Genomic DNA, 15,957 nt, shown 5'->3' on the forward strand with positions numbered 1-15,957 from the left:
ATCGCCCGCCGGTGGTTGCGGCCGTCGGACAAATTTCCCATCGACGGCGCGCGCATTGCGACGCACAATCCCGCCGACACAAGATCCAGTCGATGGGGAGATTGAATGGTAGTCCGCGACAAACCCTGGCTCTTCCGCACCTATGCGGGGCATTCCACCGCCGCGGAATCCAACAAGCTCTACCGCTCGAATCTCGCCAAGGGCCAGACCGGCCTGTCCGTCGCCTTCGACCTGCCGACCCAGACCGGCTATGATTCCGACCACCCGCTCGCGCGCGGGGAGGTGGGCAAGGTGGGCGTTCCCATCTCCCATCTCGGCGACATGCGGACCCTGTTCCAGGGCATCCCGCTGGCCGAGATGAACACCTCCATGACCATCAACGCCTGCGCGGCGTGGCTGCTGTCGCTCTACATCGCCACCGCCGACGAGCAGGGCGCCGACCGCTCGAAGCTGCAGGGCACGACGCAGAACGACATCATCAAGGAGTATCTGTCGCGCGGGACCTACGTGTTCCCGCCCGCGCCCTCCATGCGTCTGACCAAGGACACCATCATCTTCACCACCGGCGCCCTGCCGAAGTGGAACCCGATGAACGTGTGCTCCTACCACCTGCAGGAAGCTGGCGCGACGCCGGTGCAGGAGCTGGCGTTCGCGCTCGCCAACGCCATCGCCATCCTCGACACGGTGAAGAAGTCGGGCGAGGCGGAAGGCGCCGTGTTCGGCGAGGTGGTGGGGCGCATCTCCTTCTTCGTGAACGCGGGCATGCGCTTCATCACCGAGATGTGCAAGATGCGCGCGTTCGTGGACCTCTGGGACGAGATCTGCGTCAACCGCTACGGCATCACGGACGCCAAGCAGAAGCTGTTCCGCTACGGCGTGCAGGTGAACTCGCTGGGCCTCACCGAGCAGCAGCCGGAGAACAACGTCTACCGCATCCTGCTGGAGATGCTGGCGGTCACCCTCTCCAAGAAGGCCCGCGCCCGCGCGGTGCAGCTGCCGGCCTGGAACGAGGCGCTCGGCCTGCCGCGCTCGTTCGACCAGCAGTGGTCGCTGCGCATGCAGCAGGTGGTGGCCTACGAGACCGACCTGCTCGAATACGGCGACATCTTCGACGGCTCCACCGAGATCGCCAAGAAGGTGGAGGAGCTGAAGGAGGAGGCGCGCGCCGAGCTCGCCCGCATCGATGCCATGGGTGGCGCCGTCGCGGCCATCGAGAACTCCTACATGAAGCAGCAGCTGGTGGAGTCCAACACCCGCCGCCTCGAGGCCATCGAGCGCGGCGACCAGGTGGTGGTGGGCGTCAACCGCTGGACCGAAAGCGAGCCCTCGCCGCTGACCACCGGAGAAGGCGCCATCCTGACCGTGCCGGAGGGCGTGGAGGCCGAGCAGATCGCGCGGCTTCAGGCCTGGCGCGAGGCGCGCGACGCCAAGGCGGTGGCCGCGGCTCTCGCCGATCTCAAGAGCGCGGCGCAGGAAGGCCGCAACATCATGGAGCCCTCCATCGTCGCCGCCAAGGCGGGTGTGACCACCGGCGAGTGGGGCACCTGCCTGCGCGAGGTGTTCGGCGAATACCGGGCCCCCACCGGCGTCGGCCGCGCCGCCCGCGTCGACACGCAGGGCCTCGACGAGGTGCGCAAGAGCGTGGACGCGGTGTCCGAGAAGCTCGGCCGCCGCATCAAGTTCCTGGTGGGCAAGCCGGGTCTCGACGGCCATTCCAACGGCGCCGAGCAGATCGCCGTGCGTGCCCGCGACTGCGGCATGGAAGTGGTCTACGAGGGCATCCGCCTGACCCCCGCGGAGATCGTCAACGCCGCGCTGGAAGAGAGCGTCCACGTGGTGGGCCTCTCCATCCTCTCCGGCTCCCACGTGCCGCTGGTGAAGGACGTGATGGACCGCATGCGCGCCGAAGGCCTGTCCGACGTGCCGGTGGTGGTGGGCGGCATCATCCCGCCGGAGGACGAGGCCCAGCTGAAGGGCTTCGGCGTCGCCGCCGTCTACACGCCGAAGAACTTCGAGCTGAACCGCATCATGGCCGACATCGTCACCATCGTGGACGGCCAGAACCAGAAGGCGGCCTGAGTCCGCATGCCGCGCGGGGCCTTGCCCCGCGCGGCGGTAGCGCCCGCAAGGCATGCGCCCCCACAGGCTGTGTCCGGTCGCAGCGGCCGGAGCGGCGCGCCGGTCGGGCATGAGGTGCCATCCCGCGGTGACGGGCCCGCCTCGCCCGTCACCGCGGTGACCTGTCGAGGCGCAGGAAGGCCCATGCGGCTGCGTCCGGTACCCTGTGTGATTGTCCTGCTCGCCGCCCTCGGCGGACCGGTGCGCGCGGAGGATGTTCCCGGCGCCGGGTCCGGTCCCGTTGCGGCCGCCCCGACGGTGGCGGCTTCGGGCGCCGGCCCCGCATCTCCCGGCGATGCCGCCCCTCCTGCGGCCGTGCCCGGCAAGGACGCGCCTGCCTCGCCCGCTCCCGCGTCCGGGGCTCCGCCGACGGGAGCCGCTGGCGCGCCGGCGGTCTCCACCGGTGCTGTGCCGCCGGCGCCTGCCGCCTCCGCGCCCGTGTCATCCCCCGCTGCCGCGACTGCCGATGCGGACGCGGCTGCGCCGGCCGCCGCACCCGGGGGCAGTCCCTATCGCGGCCTGCCGAAAGTGGTGGCGCGGGCGGTGCGCCAGCTGGAGGCCGCCTGCCGCAAGGAGGAGGGGACCGCGCACTGGTCTCCCGCCGGCGTGTACCAGGTGGTGAACGTCTCCACCGACGGCTGGCCGGACTTTCTGATCGACACCCACGCCATCGCCTGCGACGGCGGCGTCACGCCGTGGGTCGGCTCGGACGGCTTCCGCTACATCCTGTTCGTGTCCACCGGACCGGGCCGGTGGACACGCGCCTTCGACCGGCCCGCCCGCATCTTCGAGATCACCGAGGCGAAGGACGGGCAGCCGCCCCGCCTCGAGGTGTTCTCGCACTACGCCCACTGCAAGCTGCCCAATCCGGACCGCTACATGCGCTGCTCCCAGACCTATGAGTGGCGCCGCGGCAAGCTGCGCACGGTGAGCGAGGAGTGGTCCACGGACTGAGCGCCGCCATGCGGCGTCGCCGGGACTTGCTTGCATCAGCGCAATGGCATCCGGCTGCGCGCTCGACCATATTTGGAACAACGCCAACGCGACGTCCTGAGGCGTCGCCGGCCCGGAGCTTCATCATGACCACCCTTCCTTCCGCCGAAACCCGCCCGCACGATCTCGCCCTCGGCGCCGTGACCCTGCGCAGCGCCGATCCCGCCCGTCTGGTGCCGTTCTACCGTGATGCGGTGGGCCTCGACGTGCTGTCGGATGGCGAGGCGCCGGTGCTCGGCGCCGGCGGGCGGCCGCTGGTGGTGCTGGAGCGCCACGCCGGCGCCGGCCTTGCGCCCCGCCGCGCCCCTGGCCTGTTCCACATGGCCATCCGCGTGCCCGACCGCGAGAGCCTCGCCACCCGTCTTCTCGCCATCCACCGGCTGGGCCTGCGCCTCGGCGCGTCGGACCATCTGGTGAGCGAGGCGCTCTACCTCGATGATCCGGACGGCAATGGCGTCGAGATCTATCGGGACCGGCCGGAGAGCGAATGGCCGCGCTCCGGCGACGGCACCATCGCCATGGCGACGCTGCCGCTCGATCTGGCCGCCCTTGCCCGCGAGGCGCCCGCCGCGCCGGTGCCGGCTCCGGCCGCGACCGACATGGGCCACGTGCATCTCAAGGTGTCCGACCTCGAGGCGGCGCGGCGGTTCTGGGTGGATACGGTGGGCCTCACCATCATGGCGCGCTATCCCGGCGCGCTGTTCCTGAGCGCCGACGGCTACCACCACCACATCGGCCTCAACACCTGGCAGTCGTCCGGAGCGCCGGTGCCGGCAGACGGCACGGCCGGGCTCGATCAGTTCGTGGTGCGGCTGCCCGCCGATGCCATCGCCGCGCTGGCGGCCCGGCTCGCTGCCGCCGGCATCGCCACCCGCATCGAGGCGGGCGCCCTGCTGGTGCGCGATCCCTCCGGCAATACGGCGCGGTTCGAGCCGGCCTGAGCCCCGCGCCTGCACCCATCACCCGTCGTGATGGGCGCGGGCGGCAGATTGAATTTCCCACCCGGCGCGTCTGGCGCTAGAGGGTGCTGTGCAACCGGCCCGTCCGCGGGCGGGCCGGCGCGCGGCGGGCCGTGGGGGGCGCGGCAGGCGTGGCGCGGGCACAAGACCAGCGAAGCGTCAGCGCCGCATGAACGGCGCGACGGGAGGATCCATGACGGCGAAGCCCCCGCGTCCGTTGTATCTTGCGGCGTTCGATGCGCCCTACCTGCTGCTCACGCTGACCTCGCTGCTGTGGGCCGTGAACATGGTGGTGGGCCGCTTCATCGCCGGACATGTGCCCCCGGTGTCGCTGGCGTGGCTGCGCTGGATCGGCGCGACGCTGATCATCCTGCCCTTCGCCTACGGCCAGCTGCGGCGCGACATGCCGCTGATCCGCGCCCACTTCTGGCTCCTGACGCTGCTCGCGGCCACCGGCATCGCCTGCTACAACGCCATGAGCTATTACGGCCTGCAATATACCCAGGCGGTGAACGGGCTGATGGTGCAGTCCATCGCGCCCCTGCTGGTGGCGCTGTGGACCTTCGTGCTGTTCCGTGAGCGCCTGCGGCTCGGCCAGCTGGCGGGCATCATCACCTCGCTGACGGGCGTGATGATCATCATCAGCCGCGGCGACCTCGACGTGCTGCTGCATCTCAAGCCCAACGTGGGCGACATCTGGATCATCTCCGCCCTCGTCATCTACGCCTTCTATGCCGCCATCCTGCGCAAGCGGCCGGCTTTGGGGCCGCTGTCGTTCCTGGCGGTCATCATGGCGCTGGGCTCGGTGCTGCTGACGCCGTTCGCCCTGTGGGAGATGCATGAGGGACGGGTGCTGCACTTCGACCGGCTGACCATAGGCACGCTGCTGTACGTGATGACCGGGCCTTCGCTTCTGGCCTACCTGTTCTTCAACCGGGGCGTGGAGCTCGTGGGTGCCAACGCGGCCGCGCCGTTCCTGCATCTCATGCCCGTGTTCGGCACAGCGCTGGCGATCGTGGTGCTGGGGGAGAGCCTCGCCTGGTACCATTTCCTCGGCTACGCGCTGGTCATTCTCGGCATCGGCTTCGCGACAGCCTCCGCCAAGGCCGGCGTACGGCAGCGGGCGGCGGCGGCAGCGGGGGTGACGTCACAGGCGCGTGAAACCTGTAAAAACTGATTATATAGGTTACTCCAGATTGGTATGAGCCCTCTGCCGGACCGACCCGGCAGGAGGTGAGACCGATGACGCATGAGACGGCCGCGCTGCGGCGCAGGCTCTGTTCCGCAATACTGGGCATGACCGTGCTCGCCGGGGCATCCGGCTGGGCCGGGCCCGCCGGCGCGCAGGTGCGCAACGTCGGCTATGACCTGCCGCTCGCCCTCGCCAGCGAGGCGGCTCTGGAAGCGGTGCGCGTGTGCGCCGAGCGGGGCTGGCCGGTGACCGCGGCGGTGGTGGACGCCTCGGGCGAAACCAAGGTGCTGGCCAAGGGCGACCACAGCACCGTCCACACCAAGGTCTCCAGCTTCCGCAAGGCCTACACGGTGGTGACGCTGGGCCCGGTGTTCGGGTTCGATGCGCTTTCCACCTTCGTGGAGAAGACCCGCGGTGGGCCGAACACGCAGGCGCTGGCGTCGCTGCCGGACGTGCTGCTGCTGGCTGGCGGCGTGGGCGTGAAGGTGAAGGGCGAGATCGTCGCCGCCATCGGTGTCGGCGGCGCGCCCGGCGGCGAGAAGGACGAGGCCTGCGCCGCCGCCGGCCTCGCCCGCATCGCCGACCGCCTGCCGCACTGAGATCCGCGCCCGGAGCTTCCGGCCGCTACCGGCACGCGCTGGCGCGAGACGGTCTTCGCCGGACACAGCGCCGGGCCCGGTAGTCGCCAAAGGAAAAACGGCCGCCCGAGGGGGCGGCCGTTTCGCGTACCGGGGGCGCCTCCTCGCGCGGGAGGCGCAGGGCTCCGAGCCCGAGCGGGCCCAGAAGCCGAGGGCGCTCAGAAGCCGAGCGTCTTGGCCTGCTTCACGTGGGGCAGGGCCTCCAGCTTGGACACCAGCTCGGCAGGCACCTTGCCGTCCACCGCCACCAGGGCGATGGCGTCGCCGCCCGCATGGTCGCGGCCGAGGGCGAAGGTGGCGATGTTCACGCCCGCATCGCCCAGCACGCTGGCGAAGCGGCCGATGAAGCCAGGCTTGTCCTCGTTGGTGATGTACACCATGGAGGGCGCGAACTCGGCGTCCACCTTGATGCCCTTGATGTTGACGATGCGCGGGTGACCGTCGGCGAACACGGTGCCCGACACGGAGCGCTCGTACTTGTCGGTCACCACCGTGAGGGTGATGAGGCTCTCGAAGTCGCCGGTGGCGGCGCGGGTCGTCTCCTCGACGATGATGCCACGCTCCTTGGCGACGGACGGGGCGGACACCACGTTCACGTCCGGCAGGGCCGGGCGCAGCAGGCCGGCCACGGCGGCGGAGGTGAGCGCCTTCACCTTCAGCTGAGCCACCGCGCCCTCATAGACGATGCGGACCGTCTTGATGTTGGTGTCGGTGAGCTGGCCGGCGAACGAGCCGAGCTTCTCGGCGAGCTCGATGAACGGCTTCAGCCGGGGGGCTTCCTCGGCGGTGATGGAGGGGAAGTTCACCGCATTGGAGATGGCGCCGGTGAGCAGGTAGTCGCTCATCTGCTCGGCCACCTGCAGGGCCACGTTCTCCTGCGCCTCGGTGGTGGCGGCGCCGAGATGGGGCGTGCACACCACGTTGGGATGGCCGAACAGGGGGTTGGTCTCGGCCGGCTCGACGGTGAACACGTCGAAAGCGGCGCCGGCCACGTGCTTGCTGTCGAGCGCCGCGCGCAGGGCCGCCTCGTCCACCAGGCCGCCGCGGGCGCAGTTGATGATGCGCACGCCCTTCTTGGCCTTGGCGAGGTTCTCGGCCGAGAGGATGTTCTTGGTCTTCTCGGTGAGCGGGGTGTGCAGGGTGATGAAGTCGGCGCGGGCGAGCAGGTCTTCCAGCTCCACCTTCTCCACGCCGAGGTCGAGGGCGCGTTCCACCGACAGGAAGGGATCGAACGCGATCACCTTCATGCGCAGGCCGACGCCGCGCTCGGCGACGATGGAGCCGATGTTGCCGCAGCCGATGATGCCCAGCGTCTTGCCGGTGACCTCGACGCCCATGAAGCGGTTCTTCTCCCACTTGCCGGCCTGGGTGGAGGCGTCGGCGGCGGGGATCTCGCGGGCCAGCGCGAACATCATGGCGATGGCGTGCTCGGCGGTGGTGATGGAGTTGCCGAACGGCGTGTTCATCACGATCACGCCCTTGGCCGTGGAGGCCGGCAGGTCCACGTTGTCCACGCCGATGCCGGCGCGGCCGATGACCTTCAGGCGGTCGGCCTTCTCCAGGATCTTCGGGGTGACCTTGGTGGCCGAGCGGATGGCGAGGCCGTCATAATTGCCGATGATCTCGGCCAGCTTGTCCTTGTCCTTGCCGAGGTCGGGCTGGAAATCCACCTCGACGCCGCGGTCCTTGAAGATCTGGATGGCGGCGGGGGAGAGCTTGTCGGAGATGAGAACGCGGGGTGCCATGATGGGCCTCCGGAGAAGGGAATTGCGCGGCGGGTGCCGGATGAAGGTGCCGAACGAAGTGCCGTCCTGCCCGGCAGCCGGCCGGGCATCCGCGACCGGCGTCGGCGCGCCCGTTCGGGCGCAGCCATCGGGCCGCGGGAAGGGCCGGGCACGGCCCGGCGGAACCTTGGGGGAGGGAAGGCGGCGCGCCGCCTTCGTCTGTGGGGCGCTCGGGACGGTCCCGAGGCGGCTGGCGTTGCGGGGCGTGCCGGCGATGCGGGCCTTAGGACCGGGCCGTCGAAAGGCGGGGCGGCCCAACCCGCCGCCGCCTCACGCGGACCTTGACCGATGGGCCCGGATCATTCCGGGCGCCTCACGCAGGTCCGATCACGCCGCCTTGGGCAGCGCGGACTTCGCCTCGGTGTAGGCCCAGTCGAGCCAGTGGGTCAGAGCTTCCACGTCGGCGCGCTCCACCGTGGCGCCGCACCAGATGCGCAGGCCGGGAGGGGCATCGCGATAGGCGCCGATGTCGTAGGCGATGCCGCCCTTCTCGAGGCCCGAGGCGATGGCCTTGGCGAAGGCCGCCTGCGCGTCCGCCGGCAGGGCGGTCACGTCGGCGTCCACCACCTTCAGGCAGACCGAGGTGTTGGAGCGCGTCACCGGATCGGCGGCGAGGAAGTCCACCCACGCGGTGCGGTGCACCCACTGGGCGATGGCCTCGAAGTTGCGGTTGGACCGCTCCTGCAGGGCCTCAAGGCCGCCGATGTTCTTCGCCCACTTGAGCGCATCGAGATAGTCCTCGACGCACAGCATGGACGGGGTGTTGATGGTCTCGCCCTCGAAGATGCCGGCGATCAGCTTGCCGCCCTTGGTGAGGCGGAAGATCTTGGGCAGGGGCCACGCCGGCTTGTAGGTCTCGAGCCGCTCCACCGCGCGGGGGGAGAGGATGAGGATGCCATGGGCCGCCTCGCCGCCGAGCACCTTCTGCCAGGAGAAGGTGACCACATCGAGCTTGGCGAAATCGAGCTTCTGCGCGAACGCGGCCGAGGTGGCGTCGCAGATGGTGAGGCCCTGACGGTCGGCCGGGATCCACTCCGCATCCGGCACCATGACGCCGGAGGTGGTGCCGTTCCAGGTGAAGACGACGTCGTGGGTGAAGTCCACCTGGGTCAGGTCGGGCAGGGCGCCGTAAGGGGCGGTGAGAGTGCGGGCATCGGCCAGCTTGAGCTGCTTGGCGACGTCGGTCACCCAGCCTTCGCCGAAGGATTCCCAGGCCAGCATGTCCACCGGACGGGCGCCGAGCAGGGACCACAGCGCCATCTCGACGGCGCCGGTATCGGACGCGGGAACGATGCCGATCTTGTAGTCAGCCGGAACCCCGAGCACCTCGCGGGTGAGCTCGATGGCTTCCTTCAGCTTGGTCTTGCCGACCTTGGCACGGTGAGAGCGGCCGAGCGGAGCATCCGCGAGCGCTTCGAGCGTCCATCCGGGACGCTTGGCGCAGGGGCCCGACGAGAAATTGGGATTCTCCGGGCGCGTGGCCGGGGCAGGATTCGCAGTCATGTATCCATCCTCACAGATGGGCGCCTCCCGTTGGGGGGAGGTGTCCCGCGGATGGCGATACGCCCGGGCGGGGGCGGGTGTCAAGGGTGAGATGGAGATTGAACTAGAACGAGAATTATGATGACTTACAACTAAAGAGCGCGGAGCGGAACGGCCATGGATCGCAGAGGGCTTGTGATTTCTTGTCCTATCAAGGCCGAGGCGGGAGGGAGAAGCTTAAAGATCGACACCAATCTCGATCCGCAGGATCTCCGATTCTCTTTGCTTTTTTGGGATAAATTAGATTGGCCTGAGTCCTCGTTGTTGTCTTTTGGACTCTCCCAGGATGCGCAGTATCTTATCGATATCGGGGTACTGCAGCGTTCCAAAATGCCAACGCCGACAGGTGCGTTTCTCATGGAGCCGGCCTTTGTCGATGGACATAGGCGCGTCTATAGAGCCTTAGACCGTTCCGAGCCTGGCGTCTGGAGTCTTGGCAAGGGGGTAAATTCGATCGACTTCGATTACGGAGACCTAGAGCGCGATCGAGGCATTTCGGTGCGTCTACATAATGTTATTCCGGTTCCAGTAAAAGATGTTCCATTAAATGAAGTGATTGAATTCAAGGAAAAATATCGCGACGAGTTGTTGTCTATTCGTTCGTATCTTGATACAATATATGCCAATATTAGGTCGTCAGACTTTTCAAATCAGATGATTGAGCGCGAAATACATTTATTAGATCTATCAATTTCAAAGTATATTAAAGCGTCTCGTGCTTCTGGGCTAGCCTTCCTTTCGAGTAGCTTTGATGCGAATTTGAATCTGCCGGCCTTTGTAAGCTCCTCAATTGCCGCCTATTCTCTTGGGTTGAGCGCATCTGGCGCGTTGTTGACGGGCGCTGCCGCAGCGTTCAGTATAGGGCCAACTTCATCTTTGAAGCGGCGAACTGAAAGCGCGAGTCCTTTTCGGTATATTTCAAGTTTTCACGAGAGGCTCTTTTAAAGCGACTGCGAGAACCTGCTCTCCACCCGCCGCGCTTTCACCCGCACCCCCACGAACGCCGCGATGAACACCCCCGTCATCAGCAGCACGATGGTCGGGGCCGGGGCCGAATCGAGGAAGAAGGAGAGGTAGACGCCGCCGAGCGCGCAACTCACCGCCACCAGCACCGCCACCGCCAGCATGCGGCCGAAGCGCTTCGTGATGAGGAAGGCGATGGCGCCGGGGGCGATCAGCAGCGCCACGGAGAGGATGATCCCCACCGCTTTGAGCGCCGCGACGATGGTCAGCGACAGCATCACCAGCAGCCCGTAGTGCAAGAGCCCCACGCGCAGGCCCACCGCCTTCGCCTGGGTCGGGTCGAAGGCGTTGAGCAGGAGGTCGCGCCAGGTGGCGAGCAGCGCGAGGGTGACGAGGCCGCAGATGAGCGCGCTCTCGGCGATGTCGGCCCAGCTCACGCCCAGCATGTCGCCGAACAGGATGTGGTCGAGGTGCACGTCCGACTGGATCTTGGTGTAGAGCACCAGCCCCAGCCCGAACATGCCGGAGAAGACCACGCCCATCACCGTGTCTTCCTTCACCCGGCTGTTGGCCTTCAGATAGCCGGTGCCGAGCGCGCACACCATGCCGGCCACGAAGGCGCCGAACGCCAGCGGCAGGCCGGCCATATAGGCCAGCACCACGCCCGGCAGCACGGCGTGGGAGACGGCATCCCCCATCAGCGACCAGCCCTTCAGCACCAGGAAGCAGGAGAGCAGCGCCATGGGCACCGCCACCAGCGCGGCGATGACCAGCGCCGTCTGCATGAAATCGAACTGGAGGGGTGCGAGGAGCACGCTCATGCCGCGCCCCCTTCCTTGAGCGCCAGCGCCGCCTGACGCCGCGCCGCGAGCAGCCCGTGCTTGGGCGCGAACACGAAGGCGGCGAGGAAGATGGCCGTCTGCAGCACCACGATGATGCCGCCGGTGGCGCCGTCGAGGAAATAGGAGAGATAGGCGCCGGAAAAGCTCGTGCCCGCGCCGATAGCCACCGAGAGGGCGATGAGGCGGGGGAAGCGGTCGGTGAGCAGATAGGCGGTGGCGCCCGGCGTCACCACCATGGCGATGACGAGGAAGGCCCCCACCGTCTGCAGCGCCGCCACCGTGCAGGCGGCGAGCAAAGTGAAGAACATCACCTTCAGCGCCGTGGGCCGAAGCCCGATGGTGCGCGCGTGGCTCTCGTCGAAGAAGGTGACCATCAGGTCCTTCCAGAACACCATGAGCAGCGCCAGCGAGACGAAGCCGATGACGGCCAGCTGCAGCGTGTCCTCCGGCGAGATGGCGAGGATGTTGCCGAGCACGATGGTCTGCACGTTCACCGAGGTGGGCGACAGGGACACCATGAACAGGCCGAGGCCGAAGAAGGAGGTGAAGATGAGGCCGATGACGGCGTCTTCCTTCAGCTTGGTGCGCTCCTGCAGGAACAGCATGGCCCCCGCCGCCAGCGCGCCGGAGAAGAAGGCGCCGATGGAGAAGGGCAGGCCCAGCATGTAGGCCCCGGCCACTCCGGGCACGATGGCGTGCGAGAGGGCATCGCCGATCAGCGACCAGCCCTTCAGCATGAGGAAGGCGGAGAGGAAGGCGCAGACCGCCCCCACCAGCGCCGACACCCACATGGCGTTGAGCATGTAGTCGTAGGTGAAGGGCTCGGCGAGGAGGGCGGTCATCCCAGTCCCTCGCTTGAGCCGGCGGTGCCGCTGGCGGCCGGGCGGTCCTTGTAGAGCACGAGGGGGCGCTCGTCGTCGGTGAGCACGCCAAGGGTGCCGGGGGAGGTGGCGTGGCTCTCGTCCAGCACGAAGTGGCGGAGCACGCCGCCGAACGCCTTCTCGAGGTTGGCCTGCGTGAACACCTCGGAGGTGAGGCCATAGGCCAGCACCGTGCCCTTGATGAGCACCGTGCGGTCGCAGAATTCCGGCACCGAGCCGAGATTGTGGGTGGAGACCAGCATCACCCGCCCCTCGTCGCGCAGCGCCTTCAGGAGGGCGATGATGGCGTCCTCGGTCTTCACGTCGACGCCGGTGAAGGGCTCGTCCAGCAGGATGACGCGGGCATCCTGCGCCAGCGCGCGGGCGAGGAACACGCGCTTCCTCTGCCCGCCGGAGAGCTCGCCGATCTGGCGCTTGCGGAACTCCAGCATGTTGACGCGGGCGAGCGCCGCGTCCACCGCCGCATGGTCGGCGCGGCGGGCGATGCGCAGCAGGCCCATGTGGCCGTAGCGGCCCATCATCACCACGTCTTCCACCAGCACGGGGAAGGACCAGTCCACCTCCTCCGCCTGCGGCACATAGGCCACCACGTTGCGCTTCAAGGCCTCGCCGACGCTCATGCCGAGGATGCGCACCTCGCCCCGGCCGGCCTTCAGGAAGCCCATGATGGTCTTGAACAGGGTGGACTTGCCGGAGCCGTTCACCCCCACCAGCGCGGTGATGGTGCCGGTGGGAATGCGGAAGGAGGCATCGCGCAGGGCCGTGTGGCCGTTGCGATAGGTGACCGTCACATGCTCCACCGCGATGCCGCAGTCGGCCTCGTCCTGGCGGGTGAGGGAGGGGGCGAGGGGGGCGTTCATTTGCCGGCCCCCGCGGTGCTGCCGGCGAGGCCCCTGGCGATGGTGGAGGTGGTGACGCGCAGCAGGTCCAGATAGGTGGGCACCGGGCCGGAGGCGTCGGAGAGCGAGTCCACATAGAGCACGCCGCCATAGGCCGCGCCGGTCTCGCGCGCCACCTGCCTGGCCGGCTCGGGCGAGATGGTGCTCTCGGAGAAGATGACCGGGATGCGGTCCGCCTTCATGCGGTCCACCACGCGGCGCACCTGCTGGGGCGTGCCCTGCTGGTCGGCGTTGATGGGCCACAGGTAGAGCGGCTTCAGCGCGAAATCCCGCGCCAGATAGCTGAAGGCGCCCTCGCTGGTGACGAGCCAGCGCCGGTCCGCCGGCACCTTTTCCAGCGCGTCGCGGATGGGGGCGATCTCGGCGGTGATCTTGGCCTTGTAGGCCTCGGCGTTGGCCTTGTAGGTGGCGGCGTTGGCCGGATCGTGCTTCACCAGCGCGTCGCGGATGTTGTCCACGTAGATCAGCGCGGCGGAGGGCGACATCCAGGCGTGCGGGTTGGGCTTGCCGCTGTAGGGCCCCTCGGTGATGCCCATGGGCTCGACCCCGGCGGAGACCACCACGCTCGGCACGTTCTTCAGCCGGGAGAAGAACTTCTCGAACCAGAGCTCGAGGTTGAGGCCGTTCCACAGGATCAGGTCCGCCCCCTGGGCCTTGATGAGATCGCCGGGGGTGGGCTGGTAGTTGTGGATCTCGGCGCCGGGCTTGGTGATGGATTCCACCACCGCCGCGTCGCCCGCCACGTTGCGCGCCATGTCGGCGATGACGGTGAAGGTGGTGATGACCTTGAACGGCTTGCCGTCTGCCGCCGAGGCCGGCGACATCAGCGCGGGCAGCGCGAGGGCCGCACCGAGGAGAAGGAGGGCGCACAGGGCGAAGGCCCGGCGCGCATGACCCGGCAAACGGGCCGGAAGAGACCGCAAAATCCGCATGAGCAATCGCTCCATCCGCGACGCTTCACCAAGATAATGTGGCTCAAATGCAATTGCAACTTATTCGCATTTAAGTCCGCGCCGCTCCACCTTCCTTGTGCGCTGCAGCGCCGCTCTCCGCAAGGGGTGGAACGGTGGACGCGGCCGGCGCCGGGGCAGGCGGCTCGGCGGCTTCGTCCGCGCGGGGGGCGGTCGGCGGGGCGGGGGACGCGATGACGGGAGGCGCGGCCGGCGTCTCGGCGGGTGTCGCGCCGGCCTCGACCGGACCGGCCGGCTCCGAGGAGGGCTCAGCGGGGGTGCCTTCCGCAGGGGTGACCTCAGCCACGATTACCGGCACCACCTCGGCGGCCGGCGGCGCGGATGGGGTAGCGACGGGAGCGCCTGCTCCGTCGGTCGCCGGCCCTGTCGCCGGCTCGCCCCGGGCTGCGCCGACCTTGCCCAGCACGTGGTCGAGCATGCCGCGCGCCACCTCGCGCTCGCCCATGATGATGAAGTTGGCCCCGTTCTGGCGCAGGTGCTCCACCTCCGCATCCGAATGGGCCCGCGCGACGATCTCCAGGCCGGGGTTGAGCTGGCGCGCCTTGCGCAGCACCCCGCTCGCCTCGAAGCCGTCGGGAATGGCGAGGATGAGCCGCCGGGCGCCGGCGATGTTGGCGGCAGCGATGGCCGCCGCGGAGGCGGCGTTGGCGTCGATCACCTCGATGCCGGCGCCGCGCAGCTCGGTCACGCGGTCCTTCTGGTCCTCGACCACCAGGAACGGCACCTTCGCCACCGTCAGGCCTTCCGCCACCAGGCGGCCGACCCGGCCATAGCCGACGACCACGGTGTGGCCGCTCTGGGCGGTGGGGGTCAGCGGCGTATGGGGCTGCGGCTCCGGCTTGCGCGCGGGCGAGGCATCCGCCGGCGGTGCCGCCGCAGACTTCGCCCGGTAGCGATCAAGCGCGAGGAAGAAGAACGGGTTGGCGAGGATGGACAGGATCGCCGCGGCGAGGATGAGGTCGCGGCCCTCCTCCGGCAGCAGCTGCAGGTCCACGCCCAGCGCCACCAGGATGAAGGAGAACTCGCCGATCTGCGCCAGCGAGGCGGAGATGGTGAGCGCCGTCATGTTGCCGTAGCCGAACGCCCGCACCAGCAGGAACGCCGCCAGCGACTTGCCGAACAGCACGATCAGCAGGGTGACCAGCAGCGGAATGGGGCTCTTCACCACGATCGACGGGTCCACCAGCATGCCCACCGAGACGAAGAACAGCACGGCGAAGGCATCGCGCAGGGGCAGCGTCTCCTCGGCTGCGCGGTGGGAAAGGGGGGATTCGCTCAGCACCATGCCGGCGAAGAAGGCGCCGAGCGCGAACGACACGCCGAACAGCTTGGCCGAGCCGAACGCCACGCCGAGCGCGATGGCCAGCACCGCGAGGCGGAACAATTCGCGCGAGCCGATGTGCGCCACCCAGTGCATCACGCCGGGGATGACGCGCCGGCCCACCACCAGCATCAGCACCACGAAGCCGGCCACCTTGGCGAGGGTGATGCCGAGCGTGGTCCACACGTCGCCGCTGCCCAGCCACTCCACCGTCGGCGTCGCCACCACGCGCCCGCCGAGCGCGCCGGACAGGGCCGGCAGCAGCACCAGCGCGAGCACCATGGCGAGGTCCTCGACGATGAGCCAGCCCACCGCGATGCGGCCCTGCTCGCTCTCGATCATGCGGCGCTCCTGCAGCGCGCGCAGCAGCACCACGGTGGAGGCCACCGACAGGGCGATGCCGAACACGAGGCCGGCGCCGATGGTCCATCCCATGGCCCAGGCGAGGCCCATGCCCATGGCGGTCGCGACGCCGATCTGCGCCACCGCGCCGGGGATGGCGATGGCCCGCACCGAGAGCAGGTCGCGCAGGGAGAAATGCAGGCCCACGCCGAACATGAGCAGGATGACGCCGATCTCCGCCAGCTCCAGCGCCATGTGCTGGTCGGCCACGAAGCCGGGCGTGAACGGACCCACCATCACGCCCGCCAGCAGGTAGCCCACCAGCGGCGACAGCTTCAGCCGCTGGGCGATGGCGCCGAGTATGAAGGCCAGCACGAATGCCCCGACGAGGGTCGCGATCAGGGGCGTCTCATGCGGCACGGGGCAACCTCCAGCGGGCAAGGGGTCGCGGCGACGCCCGATGGCGCCCTGCGGCCCGGAATTGGTGATGGGAGCAGCGCGGCGGATGCCGG

General features: G+C 68.7%; 13 protein-coding genes. 6 read left to right on the top strand and 7 right to left on the bottom strand.

What is annotated here, in order from left to right; translation table 11 throughout:
• The first annotated feature begins 105 nt into the window (after positions 1–105).
• The 5 genes from V5F49_RS16950 (at position 106) to V5F49_RS16970 (ending at position 5,861) form a co-directional block, all read left to right on the top strand.
• Positions 106–2,079 carry a methylmalonyl-CoA mutase family protein gene (locus tag V5F49_RS16950; RefSeq protein ID WP_394116722.1) on the top strand — a complete coding sequence of 658 codons (1,974 nt, stop codon included), beginning with the start codon at positions 106–108 and terminating at the stop codon, positions 2,077–2,079.
• Positions 2,080–2,556: 477 nt separating this feature from the next.
• Positions 2,557–3,072, top strand: coding sequence for a hypothetical protein (locus tag V5F49_RS16955; protein WP_394116723.1), 516 nt, complete (start codon positions 2,557–2,559; stop codon positions 3,070–3,072).
• Positions 3,073–3,197: 125 nt separating this feature from the next.
• Complete coding sequence (locus V5F49_RS16960; RefSeq protein ID WP_394116724.1) at positions 3,198–4,052, top strand: VOC family protein; 855 nt, start codon at positions 3,198–3,200, stop codon at positions 4,050–4,052.
• Between the two features lie 211 nt (positions 4,053–4,263).
• Positions 4,264–5,247: a DMT family transporter gene (locus tag V5F49_RS16965; protein WP_394116725.1), complete on the top strand. Its 984-nt coding sequence runs from the start codon at positions 4,264–4,266 to the stop codon at positions 5,245–5,247.
• Between the two features lie 119 nt (positions 5,248–5,366).
• Positions 5,367–5,861, top strand: a complete 495-nt coding sequence (locus V5F49_RS16970; protein ID WP_509210704.1) for a heme-binding protein — start codon at positions 5,367–5,369, stop codon at positions 5,859–5,861.
• 197 nt (positions 5,862–6,058) lie between these two features.
• Here the strand turns inward: V5F49_RS16970 and serA are convergent, their stop codons facing one another.
• Positions 6,059–7,648 (bottom strand): phosphoglycerate dehydrogenase, encoded by a 1,590-nt coding sequence (gene serA / locus V5F49_RS16975; RefSeq protein ID WP_394116901.1) that lies wholly within the window; start codon positions 7,646–7,648, stop codon positions 6,059–6,061.
• A 363-nt stretch (positions 7,649–8,011) separates the two neighbouring features.
• Complete coding sequence (locus V5F49_RS16980) at positions 8,012–9,187, bottom strand: phosphoserine transaminase (RefSeq protein ID WP_394116727.1); 1,176 nt, start codon at positions 9,185–9,187, stop codon at positions 8,012–8,014.
• A gap of 156 nt (positions 9,188–9,343) precedes the next feature.
• On the opposite strand from V5F49_RS16980, the gene V5F49_RS16985 reads away from it, so the two are divergent.
• A complete protein-coding gene (locus V5F49_RS16985; RefSeq protein WP_394116728.1) occupies positions 9,344–10,171 on the top strand; it encodes a DUF6236 family protein in 828 nt (275 codons plus the stop codon).
• On the opposite strand, the gene V5F49_RS16990 is transcribed toward V5F49_RS16985, so the two are convergent.
• The 5 genes from V5F49_RS16990 to ybaL all read right to left on the bottom strand — a co-directional run bounded on the left by V5F49_RS16990 (position 10,168) and on the right by ybaL (position 15,865).
• Positions 10,168–11,010 (bottom strand): metal ABC transporter permease, encoded by an 843-nt coding sequence (locus V5F49_RS16990; protein WP_394116729.1) that lies wholly within the window; start codon positions 11,008–11,010, stop codon positions 10,168–10,170. The genes V5F49_RS16985 and V5F49_RS16990 overlap by 4 nt on opposite strands.
• Positions 11,007–11,873: a metal ABC transporter permease gene (locus V5F49_RS16995; protein WP_394116730.1), complete on the bottom strand. Its 867-nt coding sequence runs from the start codon at positions 11,871–11,873 to the stop codon at positions 11,007–11,009. The genes V5F49_RS16990 and V5F49_RS16995 overlap by 4 nt, the downstream gene beginning before the upstream one ends.
• Positions 11,870–12,772 (bottom strand): manganese/iron ABC transporter ATP-binding protein, encoded by a 903-nt coding sequence (locus tag V5F49_RS17000; RefSeq protein ID WP_394116731.1) that lies wholly within the window; start codon positions 12,770–12,772, stop codon positions 11,870–11,872. Before V5F49_RS17000 ends, V5F49_RS16995 begins: the two co-directional genes overlap by 4 nt.
• Positions 12,769–13,635 (bottom strand): metal ABC transporter substrate-binding protein, encoded by an 867-nt coding sequence (locus V5F49_RS17005; protein WP_394116732.1) that lies wholly within the window; start codon positions 13,633–13,635, stop codon positions 12,769–12,771. Before V5F49_RS17005 ends, V5F49_RS17000 begins: the two co-directional genes overlap by 4 nt.
• Before the next feature lie 178 nt (positions 13,636–13,813).
• Entirely contained in the window at positions 13,814–15,865 is a 2,052-nt protein-coding gene (ybaL, locus tag V5F49_RS17010; protein ID WP_394116733.1) for a YbaL family putative K(+) efflux transporter, read from the bottom strand.
• Between the last annotated feature and the right edge of the window lie 92 nt (positions 15,866–15,957).

This window comes from Xanthobacter lutulentifluminis (assembly GCF_043194675.2).
In the GTDB taxonomy this organism is placed as follows: domain Bacteria; phylum Pseudomonadota; class Alphaproteobacteria; order Rhizobiales; family Xanthobacteraceae; genus Xanthobacter.